Source organism: Enterococcus sp. LJL98, from assembly GCF_054871745.1.
Genome location: NZ_JBTXLU010000009.1, coordinates 62,954 through 78,991, shown reverse-complemented (window position 1 = coordinate 78,991; position 16,038 = coordinate 62,954). Strand labels below are relative to the sequence as shown.

At 40.7% G+C, this 16,038-nt stretch carries 15 protein-coding genes; 9 read left to right on the top strand and 6 right to left on the bottom strand.

The window, feature by feature from the left end; all coding sequences use genetic code 11:
- Positions 1-3: 3 nt before the first annotated feature.
- From smc to ACYSNO_RS08410, 5 genes are all read left to right on the top strand, one after another.
- The gene (gene smc, locus ACYSNO_RS08430) at positions 4-3,591 is read left to right on the top strand and encodes a chromosome segregation protein SMC (RefSeq protein ID WP_461730636.1); all 3,588 of its coding nucleotides are present in this window, start codon (positions 4-6) and stop codon (positions 3,589-3,591) included.
- Complete coding sequence (locus ACYSNO_RS08425) at positions 3,588-4,409, top strand: Cof-type HAD-IIB family hydrolase (RefSeq protein ID WP_461730635.1); 822 nt, start codon at positions 3,588-3,590, stop codon at positions 4,407-4,409. Before smc ends, ACYSNO_RS08425 begins: the two co-directional genes overlap by 4 nt.
- Complete coding sequence (gene ftsY / locus ACYSNO_RS08420; protein ID WP_461730634.1) at positions 4,410-5,768, top strand: signal recognition particle-docking protein FtsY; 1,359 nt, start codon at positions 4,410-4,412, stop codon at positions 5,766-5,768.
- 368 nt (positions 5,769-6,136) lie between these two features.
- Positions 6,137-8,401, top strand: a complete 2,265-nt coding sequence (gene gshAB / locus ACYSNO_RS08415; RefSeq protein ID WP_461730633.1) for a bifunctional glutamate--cysteine ligase GshA/glutathione synthetase GshB — start codon at positions 6,137-6,139, stop codon at positions 8,399-8,401.
- Between the two features lie 124 nt (positions 8,402-8,525).
- Entirely contained in the window at positions 8,526-9,014 is a 489-nt protein-coding gene (locus ACYSNO_RS08410; protein WP_461730632.1) for a GNAT family N-acetyltransferase, read from the top strand.
- Between the two features lie 122 nt (positions 9,015-9,136).
- Here ACYSNO_RS08410 and ACYSNO_RS08405 read toward each other — a convergent pair whose 3' ends face one another.
- The 4 genes from ACYSNO_RS08405 to ACYSNO_RS08390 form a co-directional block, all read right to left on the bottom strand.
- Positions 9,137-9,277 carry a hypothetical protein gene (locus ACYSNO_RS08405; RefSeq protein ID WP_461730631.1) on the bottom strand — a complete coding sequence of 47 codons (141 nt, stop codon included), beginning with the start codon at positions 9,275-9,277 and terminating at the stop codon, positions 9,137-9,139.
- 12 nt (positions 9,278-9,289) lie between these two features.
- Positions 9,290-9,691, bottom strand: coding sequence for a hypothetical protein (locus tag ACYSNO_RS08400; RefSeq protein ID WP_461730630.1), 402 nt, complete (start codon positions 9,689-9,691; stop codon positions 9,290-9,292).
- A 33-nt stretch (positions 9,692-9,724) separates the two neighbouring features.
- Positions 9,725-10,171, bottom strand: a complete 447-nt coding sequence (locus ACYSNO_RS08395) for a YueI family protein (protein ID WP_461730629.1) — start codon at positions 10,169-10,171, stop codon at positions 9,725-9,727.
- Between the two features lie 108 nt (positions 10,172-10,279).
- On the bottom strand, positions 10,280-11,215 hold the full coding sequence (locus ACYSNO_RS08390) for a helix-turn-helix transcriptional regulator (RefSeq protein WP_461730628.1): 936 nt from the start codon (positions 11,213-11,215) through the stop codon (positions 10,280-10,282).
- A 130-nt stretch (positions 11,216-11,345) separates the two neighbouring features.
- On the opposite strand from ACYSNO_RS08390, the gene ACYSNO_RS08385 reads away from it, so the two are divergent.
- Positions 11,346-11,795 (top strand): carboxymuconolactone decarboxylase family protein, encoded by a 450-nt coding sequence (locus tag ACYSNO_RS08385; protein WP_461730627.1) that lies wholly within the window; start codon positions 11,346-11,348, stop codon positions 11,793-11,795.
- Positions 11,796-11,871: 76 nt separating this feature from the next.
- On the opposite strand, the gene ACYSNO_RS08380 is transcribed toward ACYSNO_RS08385, so the two are convergent.
- Together ACYSNO_RS08380 and ACYSNO_RS08375 are read right to left on the bottom strand one after the other, a co-directional pair.
- Positions 11,872-12,753: a hypothetical protein gene (locus ACYSNO_RS08380; RefSeq protein WP_461730626.1), complete on the bottom strand. Its 882-nt coding sequence runs from the start codon at positions 12,751-12,753 to the stop codon at positions 11,872-11,874.
- Positions 12,750-13,298, bottom strand: a complete 549-nt coding sequence (locus ACYSNO_RS08375; protein ID WP_461730625.1) for a sigma-70 family RNA polymerase sigma factor — start codon at positions 13,296-13,298, stop codon at positions 12,750-12,752. The genes ACYSNO_RS08380 and ACYSNO_RS08375 overlap by 4 nt, the downstream gene beginning before the upstream one ends.
- Positions 13,299-13,719: 421 nt before the next feature.
- Here ACYSNO_RS08375 and ACYSNO_RS08370 point away from each other — a divergent pair, with 421 nt between their 5' ends.
- From ACYSNO_RS08370 to ACYSNO_RS08360, 3 genes are all read left to right on the top strand, one after another.
- Positions 13,720-14,442, top strand: coding sequence for a DUF2786 domain-containing protein (locus ACYSNO_RS08370; RefSeq protein ID WP_461730624.1), 723 nt, complete (start codon positions 13,720-13,722; stop codon positions 14,440-14,442).
- A 112-nt stretch (positions 14,443-14,554) separates the two neighbouring features.
- On the top strand, positions 14,555-14,920 hold the full coding sequence (locus ACYSNO_RS08365; protein WP_461730623.1) for an iron-sulfur cluster biosynthesis family protein: 366 nt from the start codon (positions 14,555-14,557) through the stop codon (positions 14,918-14,920).
- 12 nt (positions 14,921-14,932) lie between these two features.
- The gene (locus tag ACYSNO_RS08360; RefSeq protein ID WP_461730622.1) at positions 14,933-15,826 is read left to right on the top strand and encodes a metallophosphoesterase; all 894 of its coding nucleotides are present in this window, start codon (positions 14,933-14,935) and stop codon (positions 15,824-15,826) included.
- The last annotated feature ends 212 nt before the right edge of the window (positions 15,827-16,038 follow it).

Here is a 16,038-nt window from a genome sequence, read left to right as displayed (position 1 = left end):
ACAGTGTATTTAAAACGAATTGAAATTGCTGGCTTCAAATCATTTGCCGATCGCACGGTGATTGATTTTGAAGAAGATATTACAGCAATTGTCGGACCAAATGGCAGTGGGAAAAGTAATATTACCGAAGCGATTCGTTGGGTTTTAGGAGAACAATCGGTGAAAAGTTTACGTGGTGGAAAGATGCCGGATATTATTTTTGCGGGCTCGGATTCACGAAAAGCACTTAATTTGGCAGAAGTGACGATTGTCTTAGCCAATGAAGACCACTACTTGCCTTTGGATTATAGTGAAGTGAGTGTCACACGTCGCATTTCACGCAGCGGTGACAGTGATTATTATTTAAATAAACAAGCATGTCGTTTGCGAGACATTCAAGAACTGTTCATGGATTCTGGCTTAGGAAAAGAATCGTTTTCGATTATTTCACAAGGGAAAGTCGAAGCGATTTTTAGTAGTAAACCCGAAGAACGTCGTGGGATTTTTGAAGAAGCAGCCGGTGTCTTAAAATATAAACAACGGAAGAAAAAGGCGGAACAAAAACTCTTTGAAACAGAAGACAATTTGAATCGTGTGCAAGATATTGTCTACGAGTTAGAGGAGCAGTTGGCACCTTTAGCACGTCAGAGTACCGACGCACGAACGTATTTGCGTTTGAAAGAAACATTTACTCAGTTAGAAGTAGCCGATATCGTGACGGAAATTTTAACGGCTAAAGCGATTTATGATCGGACCAAGGCGGATTTGGCGACTTTAAAACACCAACTTACACAAGTAACGCGAAAATTGCAACATTCCGAGGAAGAAATCCAAGAATTGCGTCAACGTCGCAGTTTGCTTGATACGGAACTAGAAGCAAAGAATGAAGAACAGCTTCAAATCGTCGAAGCTTTAAAGCAAGCCCAAGGTCAACGCGAAGTTTTGCTGGAACGTTCGAAGCACACAGAAAAAAGCACCGCAGAGTATCAAGAAAATCTGGCTCGGTTGGAAGAAGGTCTGGCTCGATTAAAGCAAGAAAAACAACAAGCTTTAACGAATCTGTCGCAAAAAAATCACGAAATGCAACAATTGGAAAAAGAATTAGCGACAGGTACCGCAAACTTGGCACAGTATCAAAAAACTGCCAAAGAACTCATCGAAGAACTTCGCGGTCAGTATGTGGACTCGATGCAGCAACAAGCCAATGTTCGGAACGATTTAAAGTATTTAGAGCGCCAGTATCAGCAAGAATTTGCACAAAACCAACAAGTAGTTACGAAGCAGGCGGCCTTAAAGGCAGAATTGCAAGATAAAGAAGCGACTTACCAAGACTTATTAGCCGATTTAAAAGAAAAGCAAGGACAGTTGGATGGGCAACGAACACAATATTTACAGACAAAAGAAAAATTAGCCGTGTCGCAACAACAATTTTCTGAAAATCAAAGCAAGATGTTCCAATTGATGAAGGAATTGCAACAAACCAAAGCGCGCCAAAAAAGTTTACAAGAAATTCAAGAAAACTATAGCGGTTTTTATCAAGGAACAAGAACCATCTTACAAAATCGCCAAGCCTTATCGGGGATTGTCGGTGCGGTTGCAGAACTTGTAGATGTCCCGCGTGAATACACTTTAGCCCTAGAAACCGCGCTAGGCAATGCGGCGCAAAACTTGATTGTCGAAACCGAAAGCGATGCCCGGCAAGCGATTGCTTATTTAAAGCAAAAACAAGGGGGGAGGGGGACCTTTTTACCATTGACAACGATTCATGCACGTCAATTACCAAGTACGGTGGCGCAACAAGCCGAGACCGTTGCGGGCTATTTAGGGATTGCGAGTCAGCTGATTCATTATGAAGAAAAAATTGCCGGTGTCTTAGGTAATTTACTTGGAACAACACTGATTGCACAAGACTTAGACAGTGGAAATCAACTGGCGCGTAAACTCCAATACCGGTACCGTGTGGTCACATTGGAAGGCGACGTTATGCATGCTGGTGGCTCAATGACCGGCGGAGCGACTCGTCGGGGACAGCAGGGGAGCTTGTTTAGTCAAAATAACGAACTCCAAACCTTGACCAAACGCGTGACACAATTAAGTGAGCGTTTAGCGAATGTTGAAAGGCAAGTGCAGCAATTTGAAAAAGAAGTTGCAACCAATCAAACGCAGTTAGAAAGTTTGCGTCATTTTGGTGAAGAAGGCAAGATGGCTGAACAAGAGGTGCGTAATCAAGAGCAACATTTACACTTTGAAATTGCGCGTTTAAAAAAAGAACTCACCGTGTTTACTTATGAGAATCAGCACTTGGAAGAATTTTTAACGACTTATGAAGAGCAAAAAGAGCAAGGGGAAAAAGCGCAAAAAGAACTCGCACAAACCTTAACCCGGATTAATGACGAAATTCAAATGTTAATGACCCAAGAAGATAGCTTCGAAGAAAAACGGCAACAACATGCACAAGAAGTCGCTCATTTACAAGCACGCCTAGCCGTTGCGACCGAACAAGGGGTTCATTTACGGCAACAGATTGAAGGATTCAACCTTACAATCGAAGAACAAGAACAACGTCAGGCGGTCATTCAACAACATTTAGCTCACCTGTCAACAGATTTTTCGAGTCATGGGGTGACAGAAGAAAGCTTGCAAGCGCAAATTGCCTCGTTTGAAGCAAAGAAAATCGCTTTACAATCTGCTTTACAAGAAATTCGCGCGCAGCGAACAGACATTCAGGCGATGATTCATCAACAAGAGCAAGTCTTAAGTCAGGCGAACCAACAACAAAAAGAATGGTTAGAAGAAAAGACTGCCCTTGAAGTCGAAAATAGCCGAGTCAATATCTTGTTAGACAATCGGTTAGATTATTTGCTTGAAACTTATCAATTAAGCTTTGAACAAGCCCGAGCGACTTACGGCGAGTCCCAACAATCAGCTGCTGAAAAAGAACAAATTCAGCGTTTACGTCAAGAAATGGCTGCTTTAGAACCGGTCAACTTGCAAGCGATTGAGCAATTCGAACAGGTCAAAGAGCGGTATGACTTTTTAACAGGGCAGCAAAGCGATTTGATTGCGGCAAAAGAACAGTTATTTGAAACAATGTCTGAAATGGATGAAGAAGTCAAGAGTCGCTTTCAAACGGTTTTTGAAGGCATTCGTCACGAATTTCAAACCGTCTTTCCCAATATGTTTGGCGGGGGGCGGGCGGAGTTGATTTTAACCGATCCGACAGACTTGTTGCATACCGGGATTGAAATTGAGGCACAACCACCTGGGAAGAAACTGCAAAATCTACGTCTACTATCCGGTGGAGAACGGGCGTTGACGGCGATTGCTTTACTATTTTCAATAATTCAAGTCCGTCCGGTTCCATTTTGCGTATTGGATGAAGTGGAAGCGGCTCTTGATGAAGCAAATGTCTTACGTTTTGGCCGTTATTTAAGAAGCTTCCAAAATGACACGCAGTTTATCGTCGTAACGCATCGGAAAGGGACGATGGAAGCAGCGGATATTTTATATGGCGTGACGATGGAAGAGTCAGGTGTTTCAAAACTGGTTTCGGTCCGTTTAGAAGAAATTGCCCAAAATGGACAAATTGAAAAAAAAAGGAGTAAGGCATGATTAAATTAGTAGCGATTGATTTAGATGGCACCTTGTTAAATGGCCAAAAGAAAATTACTCCGCGCAATCAAGCAGCTTTAATGGCGGCAAAAGCACAAGGAGTGAAAGTGGTTATTTGTACGGGACGTCCATTACCAGCGATTCATCCCTTCTTAAAAGAACTAAACTTGGAAGAAGCAGGCGATTATAGTATTACGTTTAATGGGGGACTCGTGCAAAAAAATGATACAGGTGAAATGATTGAAAAAAATGTCCTCACCTTTTCGGAAGTGGAACAATTGATTGCTTTAGCGCAAAATTTGAATCTACCCTTAGATTTATTATCAGAAGGGCACGTGTATAATGTGGCAACCTCAGTGGAAAACCAATCCTTATATTCCACGATGAATCCACTGTTGACGCATATTCCGGTAGCGATTGAGGATGTTCAACCGCAGCTTGTTTATAATAAAGCAGTCATCGGCTTTGAACAAACCTTTCTCGATGCACAAATTCAAAAGATTCCAGCGGCGATTCGAGAAACATTTGAAGTAATTAAAAGCCGTGAAATGTTGCTAGAATTTATGCCACAAGGGGTAACCAAGGCATACGGTTTGTCTTTATTAGTCCGTGATTTGGGTTTGCATCCCGCAGAAGTCATGAGTATCGGGGATGAAGAAAATGATTTATCCATGATTGAATATGCTGGGTTAGGCGTTGCGATGGAAAATGCAGTGTCTGTCGTTAAAGCTGCTGCCGATGTCGTGACAAAATCAAATGAAGAGGACGGCGTGGCTTTGGCCGTTGAAAAATACATTTTAAGGGAAGGAGTCTCCTAAATGGGTTTATTTAATAAAATTAAACGCGCTTTTATAAAAGAAAAAGAAGAAACACCACTTCAATCAGAAGAACAAAAGGAAGTAATCGTTGAGCAAACCGATCAAGCAAGTGAACCAATCGAAGGAATAAATTCGGGTGACCGCCCAGCGGCACTCGAAACCATTCAAGAAACAAGTGAGCTAGCTACCGAACTTGAAGAGCCACTAGTGGAAGAAAATCAGACAGTGGCACCTTCTATAAAAGAAACAAGTGAAACAAAGGTGGCGAATGAAGCGGCTGAGATTTCTGCGACAGTCATCGAAGAAGTCGAGACCATGATTGAAGCACCAATCGAAGAAAGCTTTCACAATCCTGTGGAAGAAGTAGCGGATGAATTGCCTAAAACTCCCGATGAAGGGTTCGTATCAGAAGAAACAACAGTCCAAGAAAAATACGATAAAGGCTTAGCCAAAACTCGTAAAACCTTTAAGGAGCGGATGAATGAGCTGTTTGCCAATTTCCGAAGTGTCGATGAAGATTTCTTTGAGGAAGTGGAAGAAGCTTTAATTGGCGCCGACGTGGGATTTGAAACGTCGATGCGAATTGCAGATGAATTGCGGCAAGAAGTAAAATTGAAAAATGTGAAGAAACCGGCGGCAGTAAGAAATTTAATTATTGAAAAGCTGGTTGATTTATATGAAGAAGAAGGAATTGGCGAAGTCAATGCTTTAAACCTACAATCAAATGGGTTAACCGTCATGTTGTTTGTTGGCGTGAACGGCGTGGGTAAGACAACGAGTATTGGGAAGTTAGCTAATGAATACCGCTTAGCTGGCAAGAAAGTCTTATTGGCAGCAGCCGATACGTTTCGAGCAGGAGCCATCGACCAATTAGTCGTTTGGGGAGAGCGAGCAAAGGTTGACGTGATTCGAGGAAAAGCTGGGGGGGATCCAGCAGCCGTTGTTTTTGATGCGATGGTAAAGGCCAAAGAACAAGCAGCGGACATTTTGCTGGTCGATACAGCAGGTCGTTTACAAAATAAAGCTCATTTAATGAAAGAGCTAGATAAAATTAAACGGGTGATCCAACGCGAAGCGCCAAGTGCACCGCATGAAGTGTTGCTCGTTTTAGATGCGACAACTGGACAAAATGCGATGAGTCAAGCCAAACAATTCAAAGAGACGACAGCTGTCACTGGTTTGGTGTTAACGAAATTAGATGGCACGGCTAAAGGCGGTATCGTCTTGGCGATTCGTAATGAACTTCATCTACCTGTGAAACTCGTCGGACTTGGCGAAGGAATCGATGATTTAGAAGTCTTTAATCCAAATGATTTTGTCATGGGCTTGTTTAAAGACTTATTAGTGGAAGAATCGTGAGAAGGCGATGCGACAAAAGTCGTTTTGCTCTGAGAAACTAGAGAGAAATTCGAAGCGTGGGCTTTTTCAACTGCTCAAATTTCGTAAAGATTCAAAAAGCGCAGACTTTTGTTTCTCGTTGATCCGTCAATGGTTTGTCCAAATACGAAGGGGCTGTGACAGCTGTCACGGCTCCTTTTGTTAAGAAATGAGGAAAAGACTAAAAAGAAAGCAATAAAAAAGAGGCAGAATTTTTTTAAAAAAATTGATTGTGCGTAAGTTTTTTTGTCTGATAAGGTCGTATAATCAAGAGAGAAAAACAAAAAGTCTCACTATTGAATTGAACTTTGATATAATGAAGGCGATGACAAAATAAAAGGAGTTTTCTTATGAATTTTAAAACTCTCCTTGAAAAACAGGAGCTGCAACCCTATTTATTAAAAGCACGGTATGGCGTCGAAAGAGAAGGCCAACGTGTGACATTATCTGGTGATTTAGTGGAGACCGCTCACCCGGAAACATTAGGAAATCGTAAGCACCATCCTTACATTCAAACGGATTTTGCAGAAACGCAAATGGAATTGATTAGTCCCGTGGCGGAAAGTCTCTCCGAATTGTTTCATTTTTTAAGAGCGATTCATGACGTGGCTTACCGTTCCATGGACCAAGAGGAAATGCTCTGGCCGCTAAGCATGCCCCCTGCTTTACCAGAAAAAGAAGAAGACATTCAGATTGCACAACTGGATAAATTTGAAGATGTTTTGTATCGTCGTTACCTTGCGAAATCTTATGGCCGTCGCAAGCAAATGGTGAGTGGAATTCATTATAATTTTGAGTTTAGTGATACGCTCTTACAAAAAATGTTTGCGCTACAAGAGGAAATCAAAACGTATGCCACATTTAAAACGGCGGTCTACCTAAAAGTGACGCGAAATTATTTGCATTATTCTTGGTTAATTACTTATCTATTTGGGGCAACACCCGTGAGTGAGGCACGCTACTTTGAAGGCGATGATCGTCCGAAAGAGCCGGTTCGTAGTATTCGTAATAGTTCTTATGGCTATAAAAATCATGCGAATGTTCAAGTTTCTTATGAAAGCTTGGAAAGCTATATTGCAGATCTTGAGCGCATGGTAAATGAAGGGAAATTGTCCGAAGAAAAAGAATTTTATTCGGCCGTTCGTTTTCGCGGAGGCAAGCGCATGGCTGATTTAGCCGATGCCGGCATTCGTTACATTGAATTACGTAATCTTGATTTGAATCCCTTTGCTTTTTGTGGCATTAGTGAAACACAAGCAGAATTTTTACACCTCTTTTTACTCTTTTTATTATGGAAAGAAGAAGAAGCCAGCCCAGACCTTTGGGTGCGTGAAGGTGAACGAAAAAATGAAGAAGTTGCCTTAGAGCATCCACTTGCTGCGACAAAATACGCGCAAGAAGCCTCTAATGTATTACGAGAAATGCAAGCATTCCTCTTAGAGCAACACGTAGTGGTTTCGCCAAACTTGATGGAACAAGTGCAAACCATGGTGGAAAATCCTGCTGAGACCTATGCCGGAAAACTTTACCTACAGAGTCAAGCTCCTTCCCAAAAAGCAGTTGCGACAAAGATTGGCTTAGAAAATCATGCGCGGGCATGGAAGCACCCTTACCAACTTGCTGGTTTTGAAAAAATGGAACTTTCGACCCAAATCTTTTTATTTGATGCGATTCAAAAAGGGATTCACGTTGAAGTTTTGGATGCGAACGACCAATTTTTAAAACTTTCGGTAGGAGAACACATTGAATATGTAAAAAATGGGAATATGACAAGTAAAGACAGTTACATTGTCCCTTTGCTGATGGAAAATAAAACAGTCACGAAAAAAGTATTAGCTGAAGCAGGTTTTCGTGTGCCAAAAGGTAGTGAGTTTTCCAACTTGTCTGCAGCTCTTCAGGCCTATCCAGAGTTTGCCGGTCGAGGAATCGTTGTGAAGCCAAAATCAACGAATTATGGCATTGGTATTTCGATTTTTAAAGAAGGGGCCAGCTACGAAGATTATGAAGCGGCATTAGCCATTGCTTTTGCGGCGGATGAAGATGTCTTAGTCGAGGAATTTTTAAGTGGCACGGAATATCGCTTCTTTGTAATTGACGGCAAAGTCAAAGGCATTTTATTACGCGTTCCAGCGAATGTAAAAGGGGACGGAATTCAAACAATCGAAGCCTTGGTTGCTGAAAAGAATCAAGACCCTTTACGTGGGGAACATCATCGTTCTCCTTTAGAAAAAATTCAATTGGGTGATTTAGAAAAAATCGCCTTAAAATCCCAAGGGTATGAGCTGGGCGATATTCCAGCAAAAGATGAAGTCGTTTATTTACGTGAAAATTCGAATATTAGTAGTGGTGGCGATTCGATTGGTGTGACAGAAATGTTTGGCGAAGATTATAAAGAAGTCGCCGTCCAAGCAGTCGCGGCACTAGGTGCGGTCATTTGTGGGATTGATTTAATTATTCCTGACCCAACCGTCCCATCGTCAGCGGAGGGTGCGTATGGTATTATTGAAGGGAATTTTAACCCTGCGATGATGATGCATATTTATCCTTACGAAGGTTATGGTCCACGCCTAACCATGGATGTCTTGGAATTATTATTCCCAGAGATGTTTGAATAAAAAAGGAAAGAAGAACCTTCAATTTTTTTCGTTAGTTTTGAAAAAGAGCGAAGGAACGATATCTATTCGTTCGAGGGACCTTGCTACGTTTCAAAAACGCGAACCAAAAAAATGGAGAAAATCAATGAAGAATCATGATGAAAAAATTACCTTGCTGCCTGTCGAACCAAGCAACGCCTTTTTAGGGCATTCGTTGCAATCGACTGCGGCACAAATCGCAGACAATCTAACCTTAAGTGTTCCTGAAGCCATACAAGAAGCTTTTAAAATTACTTGTGCAGCACCTTATTTCATTTGTTGCAATGACGAAGTAATTGGTTATACGGCACTTGTCTTTGATGAAGAAATTCCCGAACCAGAGAAGCGTTACTGGTTGTGGCAATTGATGATTGATCAAAGGTATCAGGGCAATGGTTATGCCTCTCAGGCCTTGGAACAAATCATCGAGCATCAGTTTAAAAGGAAAAAGGTCCAGATGATTACCCTTTCGACGAAGCCAGATAACCATCGTGCCTTACAACTTTATCAGAAGTTTGGTTTTGTTGAAACAGGTGAAAAAAATGGGGATGAGATTCTTTTACAAAAAGATCTAGGAACATTTTATCCGAAGTGACAAAAAAAGACAGAAGCACGACGAAAGCGTACGTGTTCTGTCTTTTTTTGAGCGAATGACGCCCTACATCTGAAAATCAGCAGCAAAAAAGATTTCAATTCTTCATCGAAAAAGACGTGGTGTTAGTCTCCCACGTCAATCCAATCAATCCAAAGTCCTCTGGCTAATAAGACGAGACCAATCAGGAAAAAGAGTTTATTTGGTGCGAGAATCATAAGAAAGATGGACGAACAAATGTAAATGGCAGCTGCTATTTTATTCATATTTCCCCTCATTTATAAATTTTTGATTGAAATGGTTTGCTTTGTTTCCTCCACTTCTAACCCAGTTAAATTTTCCCACCACTGTCTCATTTGCGCCTCATAGGTTGTAGGGAATTCTTGTACGAGCGAGAGTAAAGTTCGTTGATGAATTTTGGCGTAAGAATAATTGAGTAAAAGATTGTATTTTAGTTCATGCAGTAAACTATAGTACTGAAACATTAAAAAATTCATTTCTTCAGGGTCGTCGGCTAATAAGACTTGAGGGGCTCGATCAAAGATAAAACCAAAACTTCGCATCATAAACATCACGCCATCTAAAGAATCAGGCTCAATCGTCGCAGTGTTTTTCAATAAATCGATGTGCATGTCTAAGGCGTTGACTAGTTCTTCTTTTAAAGCAAGGTAAGTAGGCATCTTAAAAACTCCCTTCAATTTTGTATTTCTAGGTTAAAAGATTTTACTCCAAAAACGCTTCTTCGTTGGCTTTTTTTGCATCGTGCTTTCGACTTGTTTGCGGGCAAAACGTTTTTCGATATCAATGACGTCTTGGTGGACTGCCACATCGGATACGATGAGTAGCCCGATGCTTTTTTCGTCCACCGTGCTAGCAGTCGTGACAATTTTAAAAGGTATTTGTTGTTTGGTTGCCAATTGCATATAGGTTGCTTGTACAGTCGTTGGAAGCGAGCCGTTCATTAAAATGGATGCTTCTGGATAATGTTCCAGCGCTTGCATGAAAAGCGTTTGATTGGTTGTTTTTTTCATTTGGGCAACGGTCATACTCACGTAACAGCGCTCGCGAAAGGTCCCTAAATATTTCCGTTGTTCATCGGGGTTGACCAAGGGAGCACCCGTTGCCGCTTGGTCCATTCGTTGTTGTAAATTGTCTGCCATGTGCATTCTCCTAAGTGGTTTTCTTGCTTCTATTATAACACAGATTGAAAAAAGAACGGGTTACGAACAAAAACGAATGGCTTTTTTTGAATCAACAAAGGGACAAAGTTAGTCGTATCGTTGTAGAATTTTTTGTAATTCACCAAGATAGGCATCGCGTAACGCTTTTGGTTTTTCAATCTTTGCATGGGTCCCAAATTTAAGTAAATAATGGACCATATAGGCTAATTCTTCCTCGTTGTAATGACCAACAATCCATGCCTGGTCCCCAACAATTTTTAAATTCATATTCGGATAATGGTTCTTTAAAAACAGCTCCTGGCCGTAAGTAGTAATTTGACACTGAAAAGGGATGTCGTGAAATTTCTGATGATAGGCCTTTTCATCTTGCTCGAGTTGGGCAAGTGGAAGCGTGTCCTTAAAATCCGTTTGAATTTGACAACTTTCGAGGAAATCACTCCGAAAAACGCCCCATTTCTTTCGGTGAAAATCATAGGCCCGAAAGAACCAAATCCCATTGCGATAAAAGAGTTCGCTGACTTGAATGAGCATGACTAGGCGTTCTTTTTGCGCATAGGTAACGGTTAAAGCTTGTTCATTTAAAATGGCTGTTAAGATGGTTGCTAGGTAATTTTGATTTTTAAGTGGCGATACGTTGTAATAATGCACGACTGTAAGTAGCTTCTCGACGTCTCGTTGTTGGTTGGCTGTCAAGGTGGCCATTAATTTTCGTTGAATGTGGCGATAAGATTTTTCAAAAGGGGTATTGGAAAGTAATTCTAAGGCTTGTAAAGCAAAGAAAATTGCGTAAATTTCACGCTTGTCAAAATAAATCGGGGGCAACAACTTTTGTTCCAATAATCGGTACCCCCCGTGACGTCCATAATCGGTATAAAGCGCAAGACCCATTGTTTCCAATGAGGCAATGTCTCTAAGAGCCGTACTTTTTGAAATCTTAAACTCTGCCATCAGTTCTTTTAGTTGAAAGGTATGTTTATCACGTAGATAGATTAATTCTTTGTTGAGACGTTCTGCCTTTTTCATACAAACCTCCTAAATGGTCTCATGAAATGACACCTTTTTATCGTATAGTAAGTATAACAGGGAAAAACAAAGGCAAGCAAGGAAATGCCTGGCGTATTTTGCTGTAGAAAAAAGAAAAGAGGTTTTTACCATGGAATTAAGAATGGATTATTATAAAGTAGCACCAGCAGGCTTAAAGGCAATGTTTGATGGTGAAAAATATTTGCATCAAGCAAGCTTAGATGCAAAATTATGTGAATTAGTGAAAATTCGTGCTTCCCAAATAAATGGCTGTGCTTTTTGTTTAAACATGCATACCACGGATGCCCGAAAAATAGGTGAAACGGAGCAACGATTATATTGTATCAGTGCATGGCATGATTGTGATTTTTATACGGAAGCAGAAAAAGTAGCGTTGGAATTAACCGAACACATCACTTTAATTGCGACAAAACAAGTTCCTGATGAACTATATCAACGGGTCCGGGACTTTTACAACGAAGAAGAATATGTCGATTTGGTCCTATTGATTAATCAAATTAATAGCTGGAACCGTTTGTCGATTTCGATGGGGAATTTTGCGACGAACCAAAAAAAATGAAGTGCTTAGCAGGTGGAAAAAACATCCCTTAAAAACGCTGCTTTTTTGCTTATTCTTGTGCAAAAAAGCGGCGTTTTTATGAAAGGAAAGGAAGAATCAATGACTCTAAGGGAGTGAAAAATTTGTGGGGCGACCAATTTTTTAGTGGAGTAGACAAGTCAAACAGTTGTGAAGGTTGAGGCATTTGAGTGGCATTTGGGAAAAAGTAGACTTGTAGAACAATGAAAAGAAAATAAAGGAAGAGGCCACCAAAAAAAAGCCAGGAAAGAATCGTAAATGTTCGAATGGAGAAATGAACATTACTAAAGATATAATCAAAGAGCGAATCTCTCGTGACGTGATTACTTAGTTCAATCGCTTGTAGCTGAGGGATTTTTTTTCGAATGGCTAAGAATTTTTCCCCTTCTTCTGGAGTGAAGATTTCTGTGAAAACTTGTCCGCCTGCTTGGAAGTCGAAAGTGTAGGAAATGGTTTCTTCTTTGGTTGATTGAGTCAGCGACTGCCATTCACGGTATTTCCTTGTTTCTTTCTTGAACTTGATTCGAGAAATCGCATGATATTCATAGGTGTAGAATTTTTTTTCTTCGATAAATTCTAAGACAACCATGAAGTATATTTTTTTGTTGGTAAAGATTAAGAGGCGATGCCCCCGAAGCTCATGGAATGTCTTGAGATAGTCCTTTCCTTGTGGTGTCTTGACTAGTAACATCCCATTGATTCCAGCAGTGGCAGCTACGGAATTTTCTTCATTGGTGAGAGGGATCGAACCGACAATTTCTTCATCTTTGTCAAAAAATTGTTGGAATTCTTCGAGAACTTCTTGCAAGAGAATATACATTTTTGTTCGTAAAAAGAGCTGTTTTTTTTCGGTAGGAGTCAAGTCTTCCTTTGGTCGTGGTGCAGGGGTCCCATTTTCTAAATCGGTGACACTTTTTTTGAAAATCCTTCCCATTCTCATTTTTCAAATCCTCCTTCTTTTAATTGGGTTCTTAATTTCTTTTTTCCACGAGAGAGTCGGTTATAGATGACTTCGGTCGAAAGATTTAAGCGTGTGGCAATTTGTTTTGGTTCTTCGTTGTAATAGTAACGGCTCAGAAAAATTTGTTGGTCTTCTTCTTTTAATTGTGCAATGAAAGTGAGGAAGGTTTCTTGTTCGAAAGGCACTTGAGCATCGACAAGTAATTCTGTTTGTATCGCTTCCAATGGTAATAACGCTTGATGTTTCATCTCTTTTCTTTTGTAGTCGAGGGCGGTTCGTTTGGCAATGGTGCTGATCCAAGTCGTAAAAGCGCCTTTCTCGCTATCATATTGCTGGATGTTTTTCCAGATTTTATAAAAAGTTTGATTGGCAACGTCATCGATGGAAGCTTGATCTTCTGGACGATAGAGTATTTGATGAATGGCTGATAAAATAGTGAAACTAAAACATTCGATTAAACATTCGAGCCCAACAAAATCTTTGGCCAGCATTCGTTGGATAATCACCTCTACTTTTTCTTCCATTTCATCCCTCCTCTAAAACAATATACGAAACCTTTTGTTAAAATCTATCCTAAAAAGGAAAAAAAGTGGAACGGCCTTTTTTTGTCTGCCTTTTCTCAAACGGATACTGGTATAATTAGTATAACACTTGAAAGTAGGAGAAAGCTAAGGGAGCCCCAAGCGTCCAGAAATGAGTCGAGAAGTGCGCAATCGATGAGTCAGCGAAAAGGAAAAGAATTGGTAAAATGATACGGAATAGGACAAACGAAAACCTGTCGCCCGGTTCTTTTGTTGGAATCAATGAAAAGTACGATGTGCATTTTGCCTATTTGCGGTAAAAAACAATCCGCGGCGAAGCAAAGTGCATTCATTTTAGAATTTCAAGGGAATTTCACAGTCTGTATGCGTAACAGAAAATCAGTCGATGAAAGGAAATGAAGCGATGACGAATCAAAAAATCATCCGAAAAGTGAAAAGTCTCTTGGCGATTGCAAGAGACCATAAAAATGATGAAGAAAGTCAATCGGCGTTTCTGTTAGCACAAAAATTAATGCTCCAATATGGCCTTGAGGCGGCAGAAGTCGAGGAAAGGCCTTTCGATGAGGAAGGGCAAGCCATTGGAGAAGTTTGTGTGACGACCTATAAACGTTTGTATTGGTGGGAACGTCGTTTAGCACAGGTGATTGCTGAAAATTTCCGCGTAAAATATTTTCTTCAATCAAAAAAAATGGACGGGCAGCAAAAGCGCCGGATTGTTTTTTATGGCTTTGGTCGTGACTTGGAGTTGGCACAAGAAATGTATGCACTCGCCTATGAAGTGATTCTTTTTCATAGCAAAGGATTCATTCAACATTATTATCAAAAACATGCACCATTGAAACGTCAGCGCGCCCTCACTGAACGTGTGAAATCGAGCTATCTCAATGGTTTTTTATTTGGTTTCGCTACTCGCTTCAGCGAACAAGTTTCAGAACTTCGTCAAGTCTATGAGGTCCGCCTGCTTGTTCCAAAAGCGGTAGAAGAAGCCTATGCGAGCTATTCGAGTGATTGGGGGAAATCGTTGGCCTTGCGGATGCCACTGGTCGATGTTTCGGAAGCCTACCAAAGAGGTTACGGTGATGGACGAGCCGTCGACTTCACTCAGCGAACCTTAGCGGAGGAGTAAATCCTGTCGGACCTGTCTGCTTCGTCCATGTCAACGAGTCAAGCGACTTTTCGTGAAGAAAGCCAAAGAAAAGAGTAAACTAAAGAGAGAAGGAACAAAAGGAGGAATTTTTATGCAATTAAAGATAACCAAAGAAGCGCAAGCGATGATTCAAAAACAACAGCAAGCAGGCGATGTCTTATTACTCGATTTTGAAGATGCGATTGGTCCCTTTACAGAAGACGCTGTATCTTGTCAATTATATCCGGCCTATCGTCTGTTGCTCGTTTCACAGGATTTTCCTGTCGAAAAATTAGTCGATTACAACCATCGAATGCCAACGGAAATGGGTCCCGTTTATATGAAGGAAAGATCCGAATTTTTACTGGATAAAGAGGTGGAGCTGCTCGTCGAACCAAGTTATCGTCGTTTGCAGTTACGTTCTGACGCAGGAGTTCTAGCAGCGAATGTACCCTTAAAACGTGTAGGTAATGCTTAGAGGAGTGGATAAATGGGGAAATTAGCCGTCATCAGTGATCTTCACGTAGACATTAACGGACTCACGGAGTCGCAGTTAAGTCGTCTGCGTGATTTTTTAGTGGAGCAAAAGGTAACACATCTCCATCTAGCGGGAGATACTGCCAATGCGCATCAAGTCACGCTAGAAACCGTCGCTTTCTTTCAAGCGAAACTCTCAACAACCTTTCATTGGGGGAATCATGAAATGGTCGATTTAGTAGGAGAAGCAGCAATTGAGGACTTTCCGGCGCCAGCTTTTCTGAACTTTAAACCCTATGAATTGTCAGAAGAAACCATCCTTTTAGGCGTCAACGGTTGGTATGACTATAGCTATGAAAAAACACAAACGCCGCAAGAAATTCGGCGTTTAAAAGAGTTGTTTTGGTATGATCGCCACATTACACGTTCAGGTAATGATCTGGAGGTAAGTCACCGCGTCAATGAACGTTTGGTAGAAGTGTTAGAGACGCTCCCGCAAAACAAACAGGTGCTTCTTACAACACACTTTGTTCCGAAAGAAGAGTTTATTATTCAGCATGAAGGCGAGCATGCGCGTTGGAATCAATTGAATGCTTTTTTAGGCTCAAAGGCCTTTGGTCAAGTAATCGATCGCTTCCCACAAGTGACACATGTTGTTTTTGGACATACCCATCGCCGGTTTGATGCAAAACAAATAGGGACGACTTGGTATCATTGTCGACCGTTTGGCTATTACTACGAATGGCAATTGACGCGTGATTTTGTTTTCGATCGACAATTAGTTGAGAACTATCGACCGACAAAATTACGGGGAATCTTAAGAAATCATCAATCCGAATTTCAGGCCTATAAAGAACAACATTTATTGAATGAACTGCAACAAGGAATGACGATTCTGTCTTATTGAAATTGAAAATTTTCAAGAAGATGGAATTGTGATTCCTTTTTTTCTTAACGAATTCAAAGAATTCAGTAGAAAAAAAGAAGGATTTTACGCAAAAAAAGAAAAAGTGAAAAGAAAAAAGGTTGAAAAAACCTAAACTTTTTTCAAAAAGAAATGGAGTAGTACCAAGGGTTTTCGCTTGATGTTTTTACAAACGACACTTTTTTCTAATTAAT

Coding starts and splice junctions, on each gene's coding strand:
- ACYSNO_RS08405 (WP_461730631.1), bottom strand. CDS start 9,277: ATGAATAAAATAGCAGCTGCCATTTACATTTGTTCGTCCATCTTTCTT.
- ACYSNO_RS08395 (WP_461730629.1), bottom strand. CDS start 10,171: ATGGCAGACAATTTACAACAACGAATGGACCAAGCGGCAACGGGTGCT.
- ACYSNO_RS08365 (WP_461730623.1), top strand. CDS start 14,555: ATGCAATTAAAGATAACCAAAGAAGCGCAAGCGATGATTCAAAAACAA.
- gshAB (WP_461730633.1), top strand. CDS start 6,137: ATGAATTTTAAAACTCTCCTTGAAAAACAGGAGCTGCAACCCTATTTA.
- ACYSNO_RS08375 (WP_461730625.1), bottom strand. CDS start 13,298: ATGGAAGAAAAAGTAGAGGTGATTATCCAACGAATGCTGGCCAAAGAT.
- ACYSNO_RS08385 (WP_461730627.1), top strand. CDS start 11,346: ATGGAATTAAGAATGGATTATTATAAAGTAGCACCAGCAGGCTTAAAG.
- ACYSNO_RS08360 (WP_461730622.1), top strand. CDS start 14,933: ATGGGGAAATTAGCCGTCATCAGTGATCTTCACGTAGACATTAACGGA.
- ACYSNO_RS08400 (WP_461730630.1), bottom strand. CDS start 9,691: ATGCCTACTTACCTTGCTTTAAAAGAAGAACTAGTCAACGCCTTAGAC.
- ACYSNO_RS08425 (WP_461730635.1), top strand. CDS start 3,588: ATGATTAAATTAGTAGCGATTGATTTAGATGGCACCTTGTTAAATGGC.
- ftsY (WP_461730634.1), top strand. CDS start 4,410: ATGGGTTTATTTAATAAAATTAAACGCGCTTTTATAAAAGAAAAAGAA.
- ACYSNO_RS08390 (WP_461730628.1), bottom strand. CDS start 11,215: ATGAAAAAGGCAGAACGTCTCAACAAAGAATTAATCTATCTACGTGAT.
- ACYSNO_RS08380 (WP_461730626.1), bottom strand. CDS start 12,753: ATGAGAATGGGAAGGATTTTCAAAAAAAGTGTCACCGATTTAGAAAAT.
- ACYSNO_RS08370 (WP_461730624.1), top strand. CDS start 13,720: ATGACGAATCAAAAAATCATCCGAAAAGTGAAAAGTCTCTTGGCGATT.
- ACYSNO_RS08410 (WP_461730632.1), top strand. CDS start 8,526: ATGAAGAATCATGATGAAAAAATTACCTTGCTGCCTGTCGAACCAAGC.